Here is a 15,254-nt window from a genome sequence, read left to right as displayed (position 1 = left end):
CCTAGGCGCGCGGCGCAAGCCGCAGCAACCGTGATGCTTCGCGAGATCCCATCCACCATGCCGCCGCGAGATAGGCCACGCCGAATACGGCCAGCGTCGGTGGCCCCCCGACCATGGGATGCAGGGAGCGCACCCAGAAGCGGACCGGCAGTGCCGCGAGCACGGCAAGCAGCGCCGCCAAGACGATGCGTCGCGATCCGACCCACATGGGCCCGGTATAGAGCGCGCCGAGACGCGCGCGCAACCCGCGCACCAGAACCGCCAGGTTTACAAACGATCCAAGCGCGCTGCCCAGTGTGATTGCCGCCGCGCCCCACGGTTCATGCCGGAACGGATAGGCCAACGAGGCCGCCACCACGGCGGACACGAGCAGACTGGAGACCGACGCGCGCAATGGCGTCCGATAGTCCTGCAGCGCATAGTACGCCGATGCGAGCAACTTGACGGACGAGAAACTGATCAGGCCGATGGCGGAGCCGGCCAGGACAATCCGCACCGCTTGTTGCTCGTCGGGGCCGAAGCGTCCGTTGCGCAGCAGAATACCGACACAGAGATCACCGAAGACCAGGAAGACGACGGCGCACGGAATGATGTAAAACAGGATTCGCTGCCAGCCACCGCGCAGGCGCTCCAGTAACACACCCTCGCGCGCCGTCCCCGAGTCGCGCGAGAATTCTGGCAGCGACGACGCGGCCACGGAGACGCCAAACAGCGACACGGGCAACAGCGCAATCAAACTGGCGTACGAGATGCTCGACACGGCGCCTTCCGGCAGGAAGGACGCGATCTGCAGGTCGATCAGCGACGAAATCTGCACGACGCCCAACGCCACGATCACCGGACCGATATTGCGAAGCGTCTGCGTCAATCCTTCGGCACGTCGGTCAAGCGTGGGCCGCAGCACGCCCACCAGTCGCACAATCTCGGGGAGTTGTGCGCCGACTTGCAGCACCGAACCGACCAGCGTGGCCCACGCCAACCACCACGCCAGCTGCGAAAGCGATTCCGCGGACTTTCCCCACCACGCCAAGAGCACGATCTGCGCGGCCGACCACAGCGCCGCGCTGGCGTACGACCAGAAGAACCGACGGTGCGAATTCTGCACGCCCAGACACCAGCCACTGACCACCATCAACCCGGTCATCGGGAACAGCACGCGTGTCAGCCGAGTGGTGAGTTCGGCGCGCGCCGGATCGAAACCCGGGGCCAATACCGCGGTCAGCCACGGCGCGGCCACAATACCCAGCAGCGTCAGCACCGAGACACCAGCCAACAGGAATCCCAGGACGGCGGCCGCGAGGGCTCTGGCGCCGGCCGCATCGGACTTCGCGAGCATCCGCGAGTACACGGGCACGAACGACGCCGATAGTGTGCCTTCGCCCAGCAAGTTGCGGACCGCATTCGGAATCTTGAACGCGGTGTTGAACGCGTCGGCGTACGCCCCGTTGCCGAAGTATCGCGCGAACAATGTCGTCCGGACCAACCCGAGTATGCGGCTGATCAGGATGCCCGCGAAGACGACCGACGCGCTCCGTGAGCCGGACGAGTCCGGCAGTGCTTCAGTGGCCTTGGACAAGCCGTTCGACATACGCGTGCGCGTCACCGCGCATCGCGTCGAAAATGGCCGGGCCAAATCGCGCGAGCATCGGCACCAGATTGAGTTTGCGTTCCGGCGAATGCCCGCCGGGGCGCACGGAGGCGCGAACGAAGGCGACATCCCGCATCAGGGTCTCTTCCCGTCGTTTCACTCCCGCCGTCACCCGTCGTTCGAAACGATCAAGACGCAGCATGATGTCCTTGGAGAGTCCCGACACCACATCCGGCGAAACCACTGGCGCGGCCAGCAACACCGCTTCCCGAACCGCACGCACCTGCGTTTCCACGGCCAGTCGGAGTCTTTCGATGGCGTCCTGCAGTTCAGGCTCAACCGCCCGACGCGCCACATGCAATTCCGCCGCGTGCGGATCGCGCAGCGCCGTTTCGTCGATGCCAAGCGATTCCCGCATGAGCTCGGCGCGCACGTCGATGACTTCGCCAGACCAGCGCGGGACCGCGAGCGGAACCTCCAGGCCCAGCACCTCGGCGATTGGCGCGATCTGGGCAAAGTACGCGTACTCACCCGGTCCCGCATGATACGCAATTGTGGGCAGGAGCGCGCGTTCGATGACAGGCCTGAGCAACACGTTGGCACCGAGTGTTCCCGCGTCCGCCTCACGAACGAGTCGAGCGGCGTCGGCGACTGGTATCCGTGTGCGAACGCGGTCACGCTCCCGCCCAGTCGGGCCGGTCTGCGTGCGAAAGACCAACGATAACTCGTCCAACACGTCCACCTGCGGCGCGAATCCCTGCGCCGCGATGGCGCCCCTGCGGGCCGCCAACGCCTCGGACACCGCATGGGACTGTTGCAGCGCACGGCGCAGCAACGGATCGGCCGCCATCCGCACCGATGGATGCGAGGCATCAAGGACCGCAATACCCAGCGGCTCCAGCATCCCGCGCAACAGCTGCACGTAGGCCGCCCCCACCGTGGCGTGCGGCACATATGCCTGCTCGATCACCCGCAGCACGGCGTCATGCGCAGCGGAACCACTCGCGTCGCGCAACGACTGCAGGGCCGACGTCATCGGGCCCAGTGGCACGTCGGCCATGGCCACACCATCCGTGGCGGGGCCCTCCATTGTCAACGTCTCGAGACCGCGTGCCGACGCAACGTACGTGACTGCCGCTTCAAGCCAATCGGCGTCGTCGGTTGCCGCCCAGAAGATTGGTGCGACCGGCACGCCGGTCGCGTCCTCGAGCACGTCGGCCATGGCCAGCGCGCTCAGCGCCTTGCTGAACGTGTATGCCGGTCCCCCAAACAGGCCGGGCTGCTGTCCCGTGGTGACGACGACGCCCTGCGCCGCCGCGCGTCCCAGGCGATCCGCGGCACGTCCGGTCGCCGCAATGGCCGGTGCAAGCGGCGTCAGCCAATCCCTCGTCTGCGCCTGCGACTGCAGGCGCTGCACGCGCGCGCGCCAGTCGTCGAGCGACCCCGGTCGTGTGGTCATCCATCCATGCAGCCCGGGATCCTGCTGCAAGGCCTGCGAGAGTGGCGAGCCACCGAGCGGCACGCGGCGCATGAACCACCCTGCCGGCCGCGCAGACGCCGCGATCGATGCGTTGTCGTCGAGTGGTGGCATCACTTGTGATAGGGTTCACCGCGCACGATGGTGCCGGCGCGATAGAGTTGTTCCGCCAACACGAGGCGTGCGAGTTCGTGCGGCAAGGTCCATGGCGCAAGCGACATTCGACGTGATGCCCGGGCTCGCACCGTCTCGCCCAGGCCGTACGCCCCACCAATCACGAACGCCACACTGAGCGCCGCATCGCGCATCGACGACAACCAGTGCGCGAACGCCGTGGAGTCCAGCGTGTCACCGCCCGGATCGCACGCGATGACCCGGGCCTCCGGGGCCAGTCGTTCCACCAGCCGATCGGCTTCGCGTGCGCGCACGTGCTCCGGTGTCGCACCGCGCGCAGACTCCTCCTTCACTTCGATGACGTCCAGCGGCCAATAGCGCGCGGCGCGCGATTCATAGTCGCGTATCGCCTCGGCCAGCCCCACCTGTCGGGGCTTGCCGACCGTCAGCAGTGACACGCGCACCGTGAGCGCCGATCAGGCGTAGATGCCACGCAGACGATGCACGGTCGCGACACGGCTGATCGACAGCATGTACGCCGCCGTGCGCATATTCACGCGATGCTGCTTGGACATTTGCAGCACCTCCTGAAAGCTGCGCGTCATGATGCCGGCCAACCGCTCGTTCACGTCGGCTTCCGACCAGAAGTAGCCCATGCGATCCTGGACCCACTCGAAGTAGGACACGGTCACGCCGCCCGCATTGGCAAGGATATCCGGTACCACAAAGACACCCTTCTCATCAAGAATGGAGTCGGCGGCAGCCGTGGTGGGTCCGTTGGCGCCTTCGCAGATCATCTTGGCGCGAATCTTTGGCGCGTTCTTGGTGGTGATCACATTTTCCAGCGCGGCCGGCACCAGGACGTCCACGTCCAACGTGAGCAGTTCTTCCGCACCGATGGACTCGGCACCCGTGAATCCCTCCAGCGAACGGTGCTTCTGCACGTACGCAATCGCCAGTTCGACGTCGATTCCCTTGGCGCTGTAGAAAGCGCCGGCGCGATCGCTGATCGCGACGATCTTGCAGCCTTCGTTCGCCAGCAGCTGCGCGGTGATCGATCCCACATTCCCAAAGCCCTGCACTGCGACCGTGGCGCCCTCCATTTTGAGGCCGAGATGCTCCAGCGCCTCACGCGTACACAGCATCACGCCGCGGCCCGTCGCTTCCCGGCGTCCAAGCGATCCACCCATCTCCACCGGCTTTCCGGTCACGACCGCATTCTCGGTCCGTCCGACGTGCATGGAGTACGTGTCCATGACCCACGCCATCACGCGTTCATTGGTGTTGACATCGGGAGCCGGCACGTCGGTGTCAGGTCCCAGCAGCGAAATGATGCCCTTGGTGTACCGGCGCGTGACGCGCTCGAGTTCCCCGACACTCATGCTCAGCGGGTCACACACCACCCCACCCTTGGCACCGCCAAACGGCAGGTTGACCACGGCGCACTTCCACGTCATCCACGCTGCGAGCGCCTTCACTTCCTCAAGCGTGACGTGCTTGTCGAAGCGAATACCTCCCTTCGCCGGGCCACGTGACGTGTTGTACAGCACCCGATATCCGGTAAAGACCTCGACATCCCCGTTGTCCATCGTCACCGGAACCGAAACGATCAACTGCTTTTCCGGATTCCGCAGGATCTTGTAGATGCCGGGTTCCAGGTCGAGCAGTTCTGCTGCGCGGTCGAACCGCGACATCATGCCCTCGAACGGATTGTCTTCGTTGAGAAAGATGTCTTTGTCTGGACGGACAATGCTGTCCGTGGGAAGCCGGAGAAGGTCGATAGCCATGTCGACAGGTCTTTTTTTAAGGCCGGACTCAGCCGGCGGTGAACGTGGTGGTTGCACGGGCCGCCAGAAGCCGAGCCAGTACCTGGTCCAGCGCTTCAGCACCTCGATCAACCACAACTGATTGTGAAAGATACCAGAGGGGCGGCGCTTCGCGAGGCCAACACGCAGCAAGCTTCACGGCGTCCTTCAGTGTGCAAACCACCCCGGACGTACCGGCCGCACCGGCCGCAATCTGGGCGGCATCGCCAGCGCTGTAGTCGTGATGATCGGGGAATCGCCAGGCCTTCCCCGGCACCGCACCAAGATCGCGCAGCTGGGATTCAAACGCCGCCGGATCGCCAATGGCGCTGACGATCGAGACGTCGCGCCCGGCGAGCCATTCGGGGGAATGCGTCAACATCCCGCTCTGCGGTCCGCCATGTCCCGACGACGCGCCAACCGTGACCGCGAGACGCAATGGCCCCGGTTGCAGTCGCACCACGGCCATCGGCACATTCGGCGCGGCAGCGCGCACGGCGGCCATGACGTCGTCAACCCGCGCGGATGCGGCAGCCTTGACGGTGATGACCACGACATGCGCGCGTCGCAGTGCGGACAGCGGTTCACGAAACGGCCCGGCCGGCAACAGGCGGGCCGCCCCGGCCCAACGGTCCGCGCTGACCAACACGAGGTCCCCGATCCGTGACGCCCGGCGATGCTGGAACGCGTCGTCGAGCACGGCACAGTCGGCGCCACGTGTGCGCGCCACCAGCATGCCAGCACCACGATCGGGCGACACAATCACGGGGACATTCGGATTCAACACGCCGTGGACACGCCACTCGTCGTCACCGACACCACGCATCACGATGGACGGACGCGCACCGCGCGCGCGCAGTTGCTGCACACACCACGCGGCGAACGGAGTCTTGCCGGTACCGCCAACCGTCAGGTTCCCCACCGACAGGGCCGGCAGGGCGGCCACGGACATCGTGGCGGAATCATAGTACGCGTTGCGACGCGCGACCACCGCACCGAACGCCCGCGCTGCTGGTGCCAGCAGTCCTCGGGCCACGCGGGCCGGCAGCGTCTCCCCCTGCCACACCGCGTCGACGATGGTCGACATACTCATGGTGGTGCCACGCCCCAACGCGCCAGCCGAGCCGCCTCAGCGGTCACTGCCTCCATCGCTGCGGCGAATTCCCCGGTGCGTGCAGACACCTCGCGAACATCCGCGCCAGCGACGGGTAGCGGGGTACCATACACCATGGTCACGCGCGCGAACGGTTTCGGTATCTCGAACTGATCCCAACTCCGTAGTCGCCACGCGCGATCAACGTGCGCGCCGATCGGCACGATAACCGTCTGCGCCCGGAACGCGACGATCAGCGCGCCTGGCGCAAAACTGTGGCGTGGGCCGCGTGGGCCGTCAGGCGTTATCGCAACGTCCGCGCCGCTGCGCAAGACACGCGCACACTCCAGCAACGCGCGCGCGCCACCACGAGACGACGAGCCGCGAATACTGCCAATACCCATCAGGCCGACAATGTGGGCGATCATTTCACCATCGCGGTGCTCACTGATCATCGCGCGCGTGGGCTGGCGCTGCGCCCAGGACACGGGCAGCAGCTGACCGTGCCACAATGTCACCACCACACGGGCATCCTCCGCGCGGCGCGCCAGAAGCGCCTTGCGCCCATGCACCCGAACGCGCCACGTGCGGGCCAACGCGAAGAGCAGCCAGCCTGTCAGGCGAATCAGGACACGCGTACGAAGGTCGAAGGCCGCGGCGCCCGGTGCGGGCGCTGGAATGCTTCTCGGCTCACGAGGCGGTGTGTTCGCTTCAATCCCCCCCTGCGCATTGACCTCCTTCACGGCCCCCTCACGTCACCATCTCGAGTGCCATGGTCGCCACCCGAACGGATGCCCCCGGCGTCCCCAGTCGGTCACGGACCTCAGCCAGACCCGCTCGCGCCGTCGATGACGCCGTGCTCGACGCGTCCAATAAAGGCTCAAGCGCATCGGCCACGCGATGAGGGACAAAGGCGTCCTGCACGAACTCCTTCGACACCTCACGGCCCGCCACCACATTGACCAGGCCAATGTGCGGGATCTTCACGAGACGGCGTGCGATCGCATAGGTGACGGCGCTGGTGCGATACCCGATCACGTGCGGCAGATCGGCTACCGCCGCTTCGAGCGTCGTGGTCCCACTTTTGAGCAATCCTGCCGTCGCCGCGCGCAGCACGGTGAACGATTGCCCATGCACGAGCGGAAAAGGACAGTCCGCCGGATCGACACGCACGGTGGGGGCCACGCTGACAATCACCTGCATTCCCGGACGCCGCCGCTGCAGTTCTCGGGCCGTGGCGATGAACGGCTTCAGGTGTTGCGCCAGTTCCGCGTGCCGACTGCCGGGAAACACCGCCAGCACTTCGCCGTCGGGGGACAGCCCCAGTGCGGATCGCGCCTCGGCGACCGACGGCAGTGACGACGCGCGATCCAGCAGCGGATGACCGACGAACGTCGCGTCGATCCCGTGTTGGCGCAGTAGCGCTTCCTCGAACGGCAGGATGGGCGCGGCGCGCGTCACCAATCGCGCCAGCGTCGGCAATCGTCCGGCCCCCCACGCCCACACCTGCGGCGTGATGTAGTACAGCACGGGGATACCGGCTCGATGCGCGACTTCCGCCACTTTCAAATTGAATCCGGGATAGTCAATGAGCACGACCAACCCCACGTGCCCGCCCTCAATGCGCGAGCGCAAGGTGCGCAACAACATCCAGTGGCGCGGAATGTGGGCGAGCACCTCGGCGAATCCCATCACGGCCAGCCGCTCAACCGGTTCCAGAATTGAAACGCCGGCAGCACGCATGTACTCACCGCCAATTCCCGCCATCGGCTGATCCGGGCGCGTCGCGCGAATTGCCTCTGCGACTTTTCCCGCGTGCAGGTCGCCGGAGGCCTCACCGACGACAAACAGAATTTCACGCACGGGTGGTCGACTTCGCTCGCGCGGTGGCCGCGGCATCTTCCAGCATCGTGGCGTGCGCCGCCGCGATCGCCGTGACAATTCGCAACGCGGCTTCAAGCGCCTCGCGACCCTCAGCACCGGTCACGGCGATCGGGCGTACGCCCATCACCGCGCCGAGGAACTGCGCCAGTTCGAGCCCCAGCGGTTCGCCCTCGGGAGCGTCCAATACCACCCGTTCGACAAAGTCCTCGAGTGCACGGGGAGCACGCGCGAGCTGGCGCGGGTCGAAATCGGGCCGCAGCCGAAAGAACTCGCCTGTACCAGCCGCCAGGTCCAGCGACAGGTATCCGCTCTGCTGAAAGATCCGCAGCTTTCGCACGCGCTCGCGCGACACACGACTGGCGGTAATGTTCGCCACGGCACCATTGGCGAATGTCAGCCGGGCGTTGGCAATGTCAAGTTGCGGCGTGAGCACCGGGATGCCCATTGCCTGCACATCGACGACAGGTGACCCGACCAGCGTATGCACGAGATCCAGATCGTGAATCATGAGGTCCAGCACCACCGCCACGTCGGATCCACGCGGATTAAACGGCGCCAGTCGATCACTCTCGATGAATCGCGGCCCATCGACATAGGGCATGGCGGCGCGCACCGCGCGATTGAATCGCTCGACGTGTCCCACTTGCAGGACCACGCCGGCCACCCGAGCTTGTGCGATAAGGTCGTCGGCCTCGGCAAGCGTCACCGTGAACGGCTTCTCGATGAAGACATGCTTCCCGGCACGCAATGCCGCCGCGGCGACGCGATGATGGGCGGTGGTCGGCACCACCACCGATACGGCATCCACCTCGCCCAGCAGTGCCTCCAGCGACGGCAGTGCGCGCACGCCCAGCTGCGCCGCGACTTCGGCCGCGCGCGCCGGATTCTCGTCGACAAAGCCGACAAAACGGTCGCCCGCCAGATCGCGCAGAATGCGCACATGGTGCACCCCCAGCCCACCGGCCCCCACGACCCCAACCCGTGGTGCCGTCGCGCCGCTGTAGGCGCGCCGATCCGTCGGGTTACTCATCAGAAACCCACGCCGCGCTGACTCGCTTCGATGAACGCCAGGAAATGGCGGACTTCAAGCACATCGGCAATCTCGGCCCGCGCACGCTCCACGCCCTGCGACAAGTTCAAGTCGGAACGAAAGCAATAGCGGTAGGCGCGCTTGAGTTCGGCCACGATGGCCGCATCGAATCCGCTGCGTTGCAGTCCCACCGAGTTCAGACCAAACAGCTTGATCGGGTTCCCCGCCGCGCGTACGAACGGTGGCACGTCCTTCACCACGCGCGAGCAACCCCCGATGAACGCGTGCCGTCCAATGCGGGCGAACTGATGCACGGCGCAGAGGCCGGAAATCGTTGCGCGATCCTCGATGGTCACATGCCCGGCCAATTGCGTGCCGTTCGAGATGATCACGTGATCGCCCAGATGACAGTCGTGCGCAATGTGGGAGTAACTCATCAGGAAACAGTGCCTGCCCACCGTGGTGGTGATCGAATGCGCGGTGCCCCGGTTCACCGTCGCATACTCCCGCACGGCCGTGTCATCCCCGATATCCACCCACGTCTCTTCGCCGCGATACTTCAAATCCTGCGGATCGCCTCCGATGATGGCACCACTGCCCACCTGGACACGCGCCCCCAGACGCACGTTCTGTTCGAGCGTCGCGCGCGCGGCGATCGTGCAGCCATCACCAACCACGCAGCGCGGTCCGACGATGGCAAACGGGCCCACGCTGACGTCCGCACCGAATTGGGCGGTCGCATCAACCAGCGCCGTTGGATGGATGCGGGTGTTCATCGATCGCGTACAACAGCCGCCATTTCGGCTTCGGCCACGACCAGGCCGTCCACCGTGGCCTTCCCCTTCATGCGACACGTCATGCCACGCTGTTGCACCAATTCAATTTCCAGGCGCAGTTGATCGCCGGGTCGGACCGGTCGCCGGAACTTGATGTTGTCCAGTGACATGAAATACACAACCTTGCTGGACGGATCGGCGATCGTTCCCATGAGCAACATGCCGCCGACCTGTGCCATCGACTCGACGATCAGCACGCCGGGCATGATGGGATGGCCTGGGAAGTGCCCCTGGAAGAACGGTTCGTTGATGGTGACGTTCTTGATGCCGACAATCCGCTTCCCTTCCTCGATTTCGAGAATGCGGTCGACCAGCAGGAAAGGGTAGCGGTGCGGCAGCACCTGCATGATGTCTTCGATGGTATACACGGCGGACTCCCGGACAGCGTGTTGCACCAGGGCGCGCACCAATGCGATCGTCCCTCGGTGGCTTGGTCGGTCGGCAATGATATGCGCTCGCACACGGCAACCAGCAAGGACAAGATCGCCCACGCAATCCAAGGCCTTGTGTCGAACGAATTCATCCGGCCAGCGGAGCGCGGTGTCCACGACACCGACGTCATCCAGCACCACGGCATTCGCCGTGGACGCGCCCTGTGCGAGGCCCTTCGAGTGCAGCCATTCCACCTCGCGGAGGAAGCCAAACGTCCGGGCGCGCGCCAGTTCGTCGGCAAAACGTTCCGGAGTAATCCGATACGATCCGGACTGTCGTCCGATAAGCGGATGCGGGAACTCAATCGCGACGTCGAGCACCAGGCCCTCGCTCGGTCGCGCCTCGTAGGTCGAGTCCCCATCCACCACGTGGATCGTCTTGCGGAGCACCAGCCAATCGGGCCGCCCGCCATTGGGCTCCACGCCGGCCTGCCGCAACGCGTCAAGGAATGGTGCGGCACTCCCATCCATGATCGGCGGTTCAGGTCCGTCCATCACGATGCAGAGGTCGTCAATCGCCAGGGCGCCCACCGCCGCGAGGACATGCTCAACCGTATGCAACGACGCGTCGCCCGTTCCCAGCTGCGTTCGACGTTCCGCATCCACCGCCACTTCGACGCGCGCGGGTACCGGTGGCGCGTCCGGGCGATCGCCGCGGCGAAACGTGATGCCTGCGCCAGTTGGTGCGGGAACGAACGTCAACGTGCAGGGCCGGCCGAGGTGCAGACCGACGCCCTGTACCACGGCGGGACGCGCAATCGTGCGACGCTCTCCCGACAGTGTGGAGCGCGTCGTCTTCACGGCCTCAGGCCGGGCGATCACCGGACATCCTCCCGTTCCAGCAGTTTCTCGAGCGGACGCATGATCTTGGCAAGCCGCGCGAGAGCCGCAAGAGATCGCATCTGCTCCTTGTGCGGTCGCGCCGGATACCCCGACCACAGTTCGCCCGCCGGAACATCACCAAATACACCGGACCGCGCCGCAATTGTCGCGCCGGTGCCAATTGTTTGATGTCCGCGCGTCCCGACCTGTCCACCAATCTGCACGCCATCTTCGATCCGGGTGGAGCCTGACAGGCCCACCTGCGACGCGAGAAAACACATCCGGCCAATGCGCACGTTGTGCGCGACCTGCACCAGATTGTCGATCTTGGTTCCAGCCCCGATAATCGTATCATCGACACTGCCTCGATCGACGCAGCTGTTGGCGCCGATCTCGACATCGGCTTCCAGCACACAACGGCCAACATGCGGAATGCGCACCGGTCCCGTCGCGCCGGGAATGAAGCCGAATCCCTCACGCCCAACACGCGACCCCGCGTGAAGCACGACGCGATCACCCACATCGACATACGGATACAGCACTGCACCCGGGTGAACCCGCACATCGCGACCAAGCGTGCATCCGGCGCCAATGACTGCCGTTGCGCCGATCCAGCTGTTGGCGCCGATCACCGCGCCGTCCTGCACCACGGCATGCGCATCGATCGTTACGCCATCCGCCACACGCGCGGACGCGGCAACCACTGCCGTTGGATGGATACCCGCCAGCCGTGGTTCGCCCCGGTGGAAACGCGCCAACAGCGACACCATGGCGTCGGTCGGTTTCTCGACCACGATGCGCGCGCCCGGAACCCCCGGGAGATCGGCCAACGCGGGTGATATCAGCACGATCCCGGCGCGCGTATGCTCAAACCACGACGCGTACCGGGCATGTGCCAAAAAGCTGAGATCACCGGACTCGGCACGATCCAGCGGGGCCACACCGTATACGACAACGTTCGGGTCGCCTATGAGGCGACCACCGATCTGCGCTGCAACGGCAGCGGCGGTGATGGGCCGCGGCCCATCACCGCCGTCAACGAAAGCGGGAGCCACCGCGCGAGTCACTCCGTCGGCGGCTTCTTGGTCTGGATGCCGGCCGGCGCCGCGGCGGGACCTGCCGCGGGTTTCGCCGGAGCCTTGGGCGCCGACAGTTTCAACTTGGAAATCACGCGATCAGTGATGTCGAGGTTTTTGTCCGCCGAGACGATGAACGAGCCAGCCGCCACATCGAAGATGAACGAGTAGCCGCCATCGGCGCGGATCTCGTCAAGCACTTTTCGCACGCTCTCCAGCACCGGTTGCATCAGCTCGCCCTCGCGCTGCTGCGCCTGATCGTTGAGCTTCTGCACGCGCTCCTGGAATTCCGTCTGCTTCTCACGCAGTGATTTCAGGCGGGCTTCCTTGGCGATCGGCGAGAGCGCGACCTCCTCTTTCTTGTACTGCTCATCCATGGCGGTCAGGGAATCGGTGAGCTTGGCGACTTGTGCGCGCATGCTCTCCAGCTCCTTCTGCAGTTGCATCTGGGCTTCGACCGCGCCTGGCGCGGATTGCAGGATGGCCTGCGAGTTGATGAACGCGAACTTCTGCGCGGCGCCCTGCGCAGACGCGAGTGACGGGGCGCCAAGGAGCAGCGCACACGCGCCGACGAAAACGGGTAGACGCATCAGAAATCCTCTAGAAGAGCTGGCCAAGCCGGAAATGGAACTGCCACCGCGGGTCCGGCTTCGCGCGGAGGGTTACGGGATCGATCGCCACGCGGTCGAAGCCGTACGCCAGGTCGAGCCCGAGTGGGCCGAGCGGCGTTACAGTGGATACCCCGACACCCGCAGAACGGAACAGACGGGTCGGGTTGATCTGTCGCGCTGACGCCCAGTTGTTGCCGGCATCCGTGAACGCGTTGACGTAGAACATCTGGTTGAACCGCATGCCAATCTCACCGGTCACGGTGAGAAACGCATTGCCGAATGAGTTGGGGTCAGACCGATACTGATCGGTCGTCGGGTTGAACCCGTTCGGCGTGATCGAGAATTCCTGATATCCGCGGAGCTGCTGGCCAAACTGGACACCGCCAACGGAGAACTGCTGCTGGAAGAAGAACGGTCCGGAATTGCCAAACAGGGCGCCCGTACGGGCCGTCAGACCCATCACGAACTTGATCGGCTGACCGGCTGCCCCGCCCTTGCCACCGATTTCAGCCAACGGCGCATAGGCGCGGAACTCCCCCGTAATGCGCTGGAAGTTCACGGTACCGCCCAACGGCCCGCCGCTGAAGTCCATGGTGACCGATCGCAGGGACCCGGCACTGGCAAACGGCATGTCGACGCGCGTGTCGTAGGTATACTCGAGACCGATGTTGGAACGGAAGCAATTCTTGGTGCAACCGTTTTGGACGGTGCCCGACGTGAACGTGGCCGACTCGCCGTTGTAGGACACCGCGAACGTGGAGAAGAGCGACCACGGCACCGGCAAGCCGAATCGCAGCTGACTGCCCGTGCGGATGTTCTGCCCCAGATTGCCGACGATGAAGCGCGATTGCGTGCGATAGGCGCTCAATGCGCCGGATACGCGAGAGCCGCGCAGTGCCGGGTCGGAATAGGTCGCCGTGAAATCGTTGTAGTATCGCCCATACTGCCAGTTGAGCTGCCCCTTCTTGCACAGACCAAACAGATTGGGTTGCTCCACGCCGATGAATCCACCAAATCCCACGCCGCCCTGTCCCATGGACGCGCCGAAGTTGATGCTGCCGGTACGCTTTTCCTTGACCCGAAAGATGATGTCGACATCGCCCTGATCATTGATCGGGCGATAGTCCGGAAACGCCATCGGCGCTTCGAAGAAATTCAGGTTGGAGATGCTCTGGTAGCTGCGGACCAGCACCTGCTGATTGAATACGCCGCCGGGCACCAAGTTGATCTGCCGGCGGATGCAGTCATCGACCGTGTAGTCATTGCCGACGATCTCGATGCGATTGACGATGGCGGGATTCTTCTCGTCGATCTCCCAGCGCAGGTTGACCTCAGGCACGGAATCGGCGCCCATGCGCCGCTCCACCACCGGGTTGATGCGCGCGTACAGATACCCGTAATTGCGATACTCGGTGTTCACTTTCTCGACCGCATCATCCCACTTCTTCTGGTCGAAGATACCTTCCGGCGCGGCGGCCTCACGCTTGATCAATCCCTTCACGCGCTGCGTCAGCGTGGGATCGTTTCCCTCGAACGGATAGAGCCGTTTGAGCTCCTCGGTCGAGAATCGCCGGTTGCCCGCGATCTCGAAGCTGCCGATGCGATACCGCGGCCCTTCGTCGACGGTGATCTCCACGAGGCCCTTGCCGCGGTCACGATCGACCACCAACGTGTCCTTCGTGATGCGCATGTCCACATAGCCCAATCGGGAATACAATGCGGGAATGCGCTCGCCAAGGTCGCCAACGTACTTGTCGTCGTTGTACTCGCCTTTGCGAAACCACCAGAACCCTTCCGGACGCGTTTTCATGGCCCCGACAATGGTGCCGTCTCTGACGCGCGCATTCCCGAGCACATCGATGCCGGAAATCGCCAGACGACGCCCTTCATCAATGCGATAGGCGATCGCGATGCGCCCGTCACCCATCACGGTCGAGTCGATGGACACGCGGGCGAGATAATAGCCGGCGGCCTCATACAGCGAGTCGATACGCGCGCGCGCGCGCGCAACCTGCAGCGGATCGATCGGACGCCCGATGAGCAGGTCGACCTTTTCGCGCACCGAGCGCTCCGACACGTTCTTCGGGCCCGACACTTTCAGGTCGCCCAGCAGCAGGCGCTCCGTGACGGAAACAACCACCAAGGACTTGCCAGGCACCGACTCCAGGTCACAGCGAACTTCAACGTCGTCGAACTCATTCAACGCGTAGAGCGCCTTGATGGCCCGTTGAATGGTGGGGAAGTTCAAATCGCTTCCAACCGACAGACCGGCTTCGGTACGGATTTTTTGGTCGGCAATTCGGCTGTTCCCGCGGATCGCGATGGAGTCGGGCGTCGTACAGCGGCCGATGACGTCCTGCGCGGAGACGGGGCGCGACAGGACCGCCATGGCCAGGACAGCGGCCACGGCGGCACAGACGGCTGAGCTCGCCGCCCTCCAAAAATCGCGATTCTGCATAGCTTGGGAATATATACCGAAAGGCCGAG

General features: G+C 64.8%; 13 protein-coding genes. All 13 read right to left on the bottom strand.

Annotation, left to right across the window (positions count from 1 at the left end; genetic code table 11):
* Nucleotide 1 precedes the first annotated feature (1 nt).
* From murJ to bamA, 13 genes are read right to left on the bottom strand one after another with little or no spacing between them, the layout of a single operon-like run.
* Nucleotides 2–1,603: a murein biosynthesis integral membrane protein MurJ gene (gene murJ, locus IPP90_16980; GenBank protein MBL0172373.1), complete on the bottom strand. Its 1,602-nt coding sequence runs from the start codon at nt 1,601–1,603 to the stop codon at nt 2–4.
* Nucleotides 1,560–3,179: a bacillithiol biosynthesis BshC gene (gene bshC / locus IPP90_16975; GenBank protein ID MBL0172372.1), complete on the bottom strand. Its 1,620-nt coding sequence runs from the start codon at nt 3,177–3,179 to the stop codon at nt 1,560–1,562. Before bshC ends, murJ begins: the two co-directional genes overlap by 44 nt.
* Nucleotides 3,179–3,643: a 23S rRNA (pseudouridine(1915)-N(3))-methyltransferase RlmH gene (locus IPP90_16970; GenBank protein MBL0172371.1), complete on the bottom strand. Its 465-nt coding sequence runs from the start codon at nt 3,641–3,643 to the stop codon at nt 3,179–3,181. Before IPP90_16970 ends, bshC begins: the two co-directional genes overlap by 1 nt.
* 12 nt (nt 3,644–3,655) lie before the next feature.
* Nucleotides 3,656–4,966: a Glu/Leu/Phe/Val dehydrogenase gene (locus tag IPP90_16965; protein MBL0172370.1), complete on the bottom strand. Its 1,311-nt coding sequence runs from the start codon at nt 4,964–4,966 to the stop codon at nt 3,656–3,658.
* Nucleotides 4,967–4,994: 28 nt separating this feature from the next.
* Nucleotides 4,995–6,077, bottom strand: a complete 1,083-nt coding sequence (locus IPP90_16960) for a tetraacyldisaccharide 4'-kinase (GenBank protein MBL0172369.1) — start codon at nt 6,075–6,077, stop codon at nt 4,995–4,997.
* Complete coding sequence (locus IPP90_16955) at nt 6,074–6,820, bottom strand: lysophospholipid acyltransferase family protein (GenBank protein ID MBL0172368.1); 747 nt, start codon at nt 6,818–6,820, stop codon at nt 6,074–6,076. The genes IPP90_16960 and IPP90_16955 overlap by 4 nt, the downstream gene beginning before the upstream one ends.
* Nucleotides 6,821–6,827: 7 nt before the next feature.
* Nucleotides 6,828–7,940, bottom strand: a complete 1,113-nt coding sequence (lpxB, locus tag IPP90_16950; GenBank protein MBL0172367.1) for a lipid-A-disaccharide synthase — start codon at nt 7,938–7,940, stop codon at nt 6,828–6,830.
* The gene (locus IPP90_16945) at nt 7,933–8,991 is read right to left on the bottom strand and encodes a Gfo/Idh/MocA family oxidoreductase (protein MBL0172366.1); all 1,059 of its coding nucleotides are present in this window, start codon (nt 8,989–8,991) and stop codon (nt 7,933–7,935) included. Before IPP90_16945 ends, lpxB begins: the two co-directional genes overlap by 8 nt.
* Entirely contained in the window at nt 8,991–9,767 is a 777-nt protein-coding gene (gene lpxA, locus IPP90_16940; protein MBL0172365.1) for an acyl-ACP--UDP-N-acetylglucosamine O-acyltransferase, read from the bottom strand. The genes IPP90_16945 and lpxA overlap by 1 nt, the downstream gene beginning before the upstream one ends.
* The gene (locus tag IPP90_16935) at nt 9,764–11,080 is read right to left on the bottom strand and encodes a bifunctional UDP-3-O-[3-hydroxymyristoyl] N-acetylglucosamine deacetylase/3-hydroxyacyl-ACP dehydratase (protein ID MBL0172364.1); all 1,317 of its coding nucleotides are present in this window, start codon (nt 11,078–11,080) and stop codon (nt 9,764–9,766) included. Before IPP90_16935 ends, lpxA begins: the two co-directional genes overlap by 4 nt.
* Nucleotides 11,077–12,135: a UDP-3-O-(3-hydroxymyristoyl)glucosamine N-acyltransferase gene (lpxD, locus tag IPP90_16930; protein MBL0172363.1), complete on the bottom strand. Its 1,059-nt coding sequence runs from the start codon at nt 12,133–12,135 to the stop codon at nt 11,077–11,079. Before lpxD ends, IPP90_16935 begins: the two co-directional genes overlap by 4 nt.
* Nucleotides 12,136–12,143: 8 nt before the next feature.
* Entirely contained in the window at nt 12,144–12,746 is a 603-nt protein-coding gene (locus IPP90_16925; GenBank protein ID MBL0172362.1) for an OmpH family outer membrane protein, read from the bottom strand.
* Between the two features lie 10 nt (nt 12,747–12,756).
* Nucleotides 12,757–15,174 carry an outer membrane protein assembly factor BamA gene (gene bamA / locus IPP90_16920; GenBank protein ID MBL0172361.1) on the bottom strand — a complete coding sequence of 806 codons (2,418 nt, stop codon included), beginning with the start codon at nt 15,172–15,174 and terminating at the stop codon, nt 12,757–12,759.
* Nucleotides 15,175–15,254 lie beyond the last annotated feature (80 nt).

The organism is Gemmatimonadaceae bacterium (assembly GCA_016720905.1).
Classification (GTDB): domain Bacteria; phylum Gemmatimonadota; class Gemmatimonadetes; order Gemmatimonadales; family Gemmatimonadaceae; genus Gemmatimonas.
This window is presented reverse-complemented; position numbering and strand designations above follow the sequence as displayed.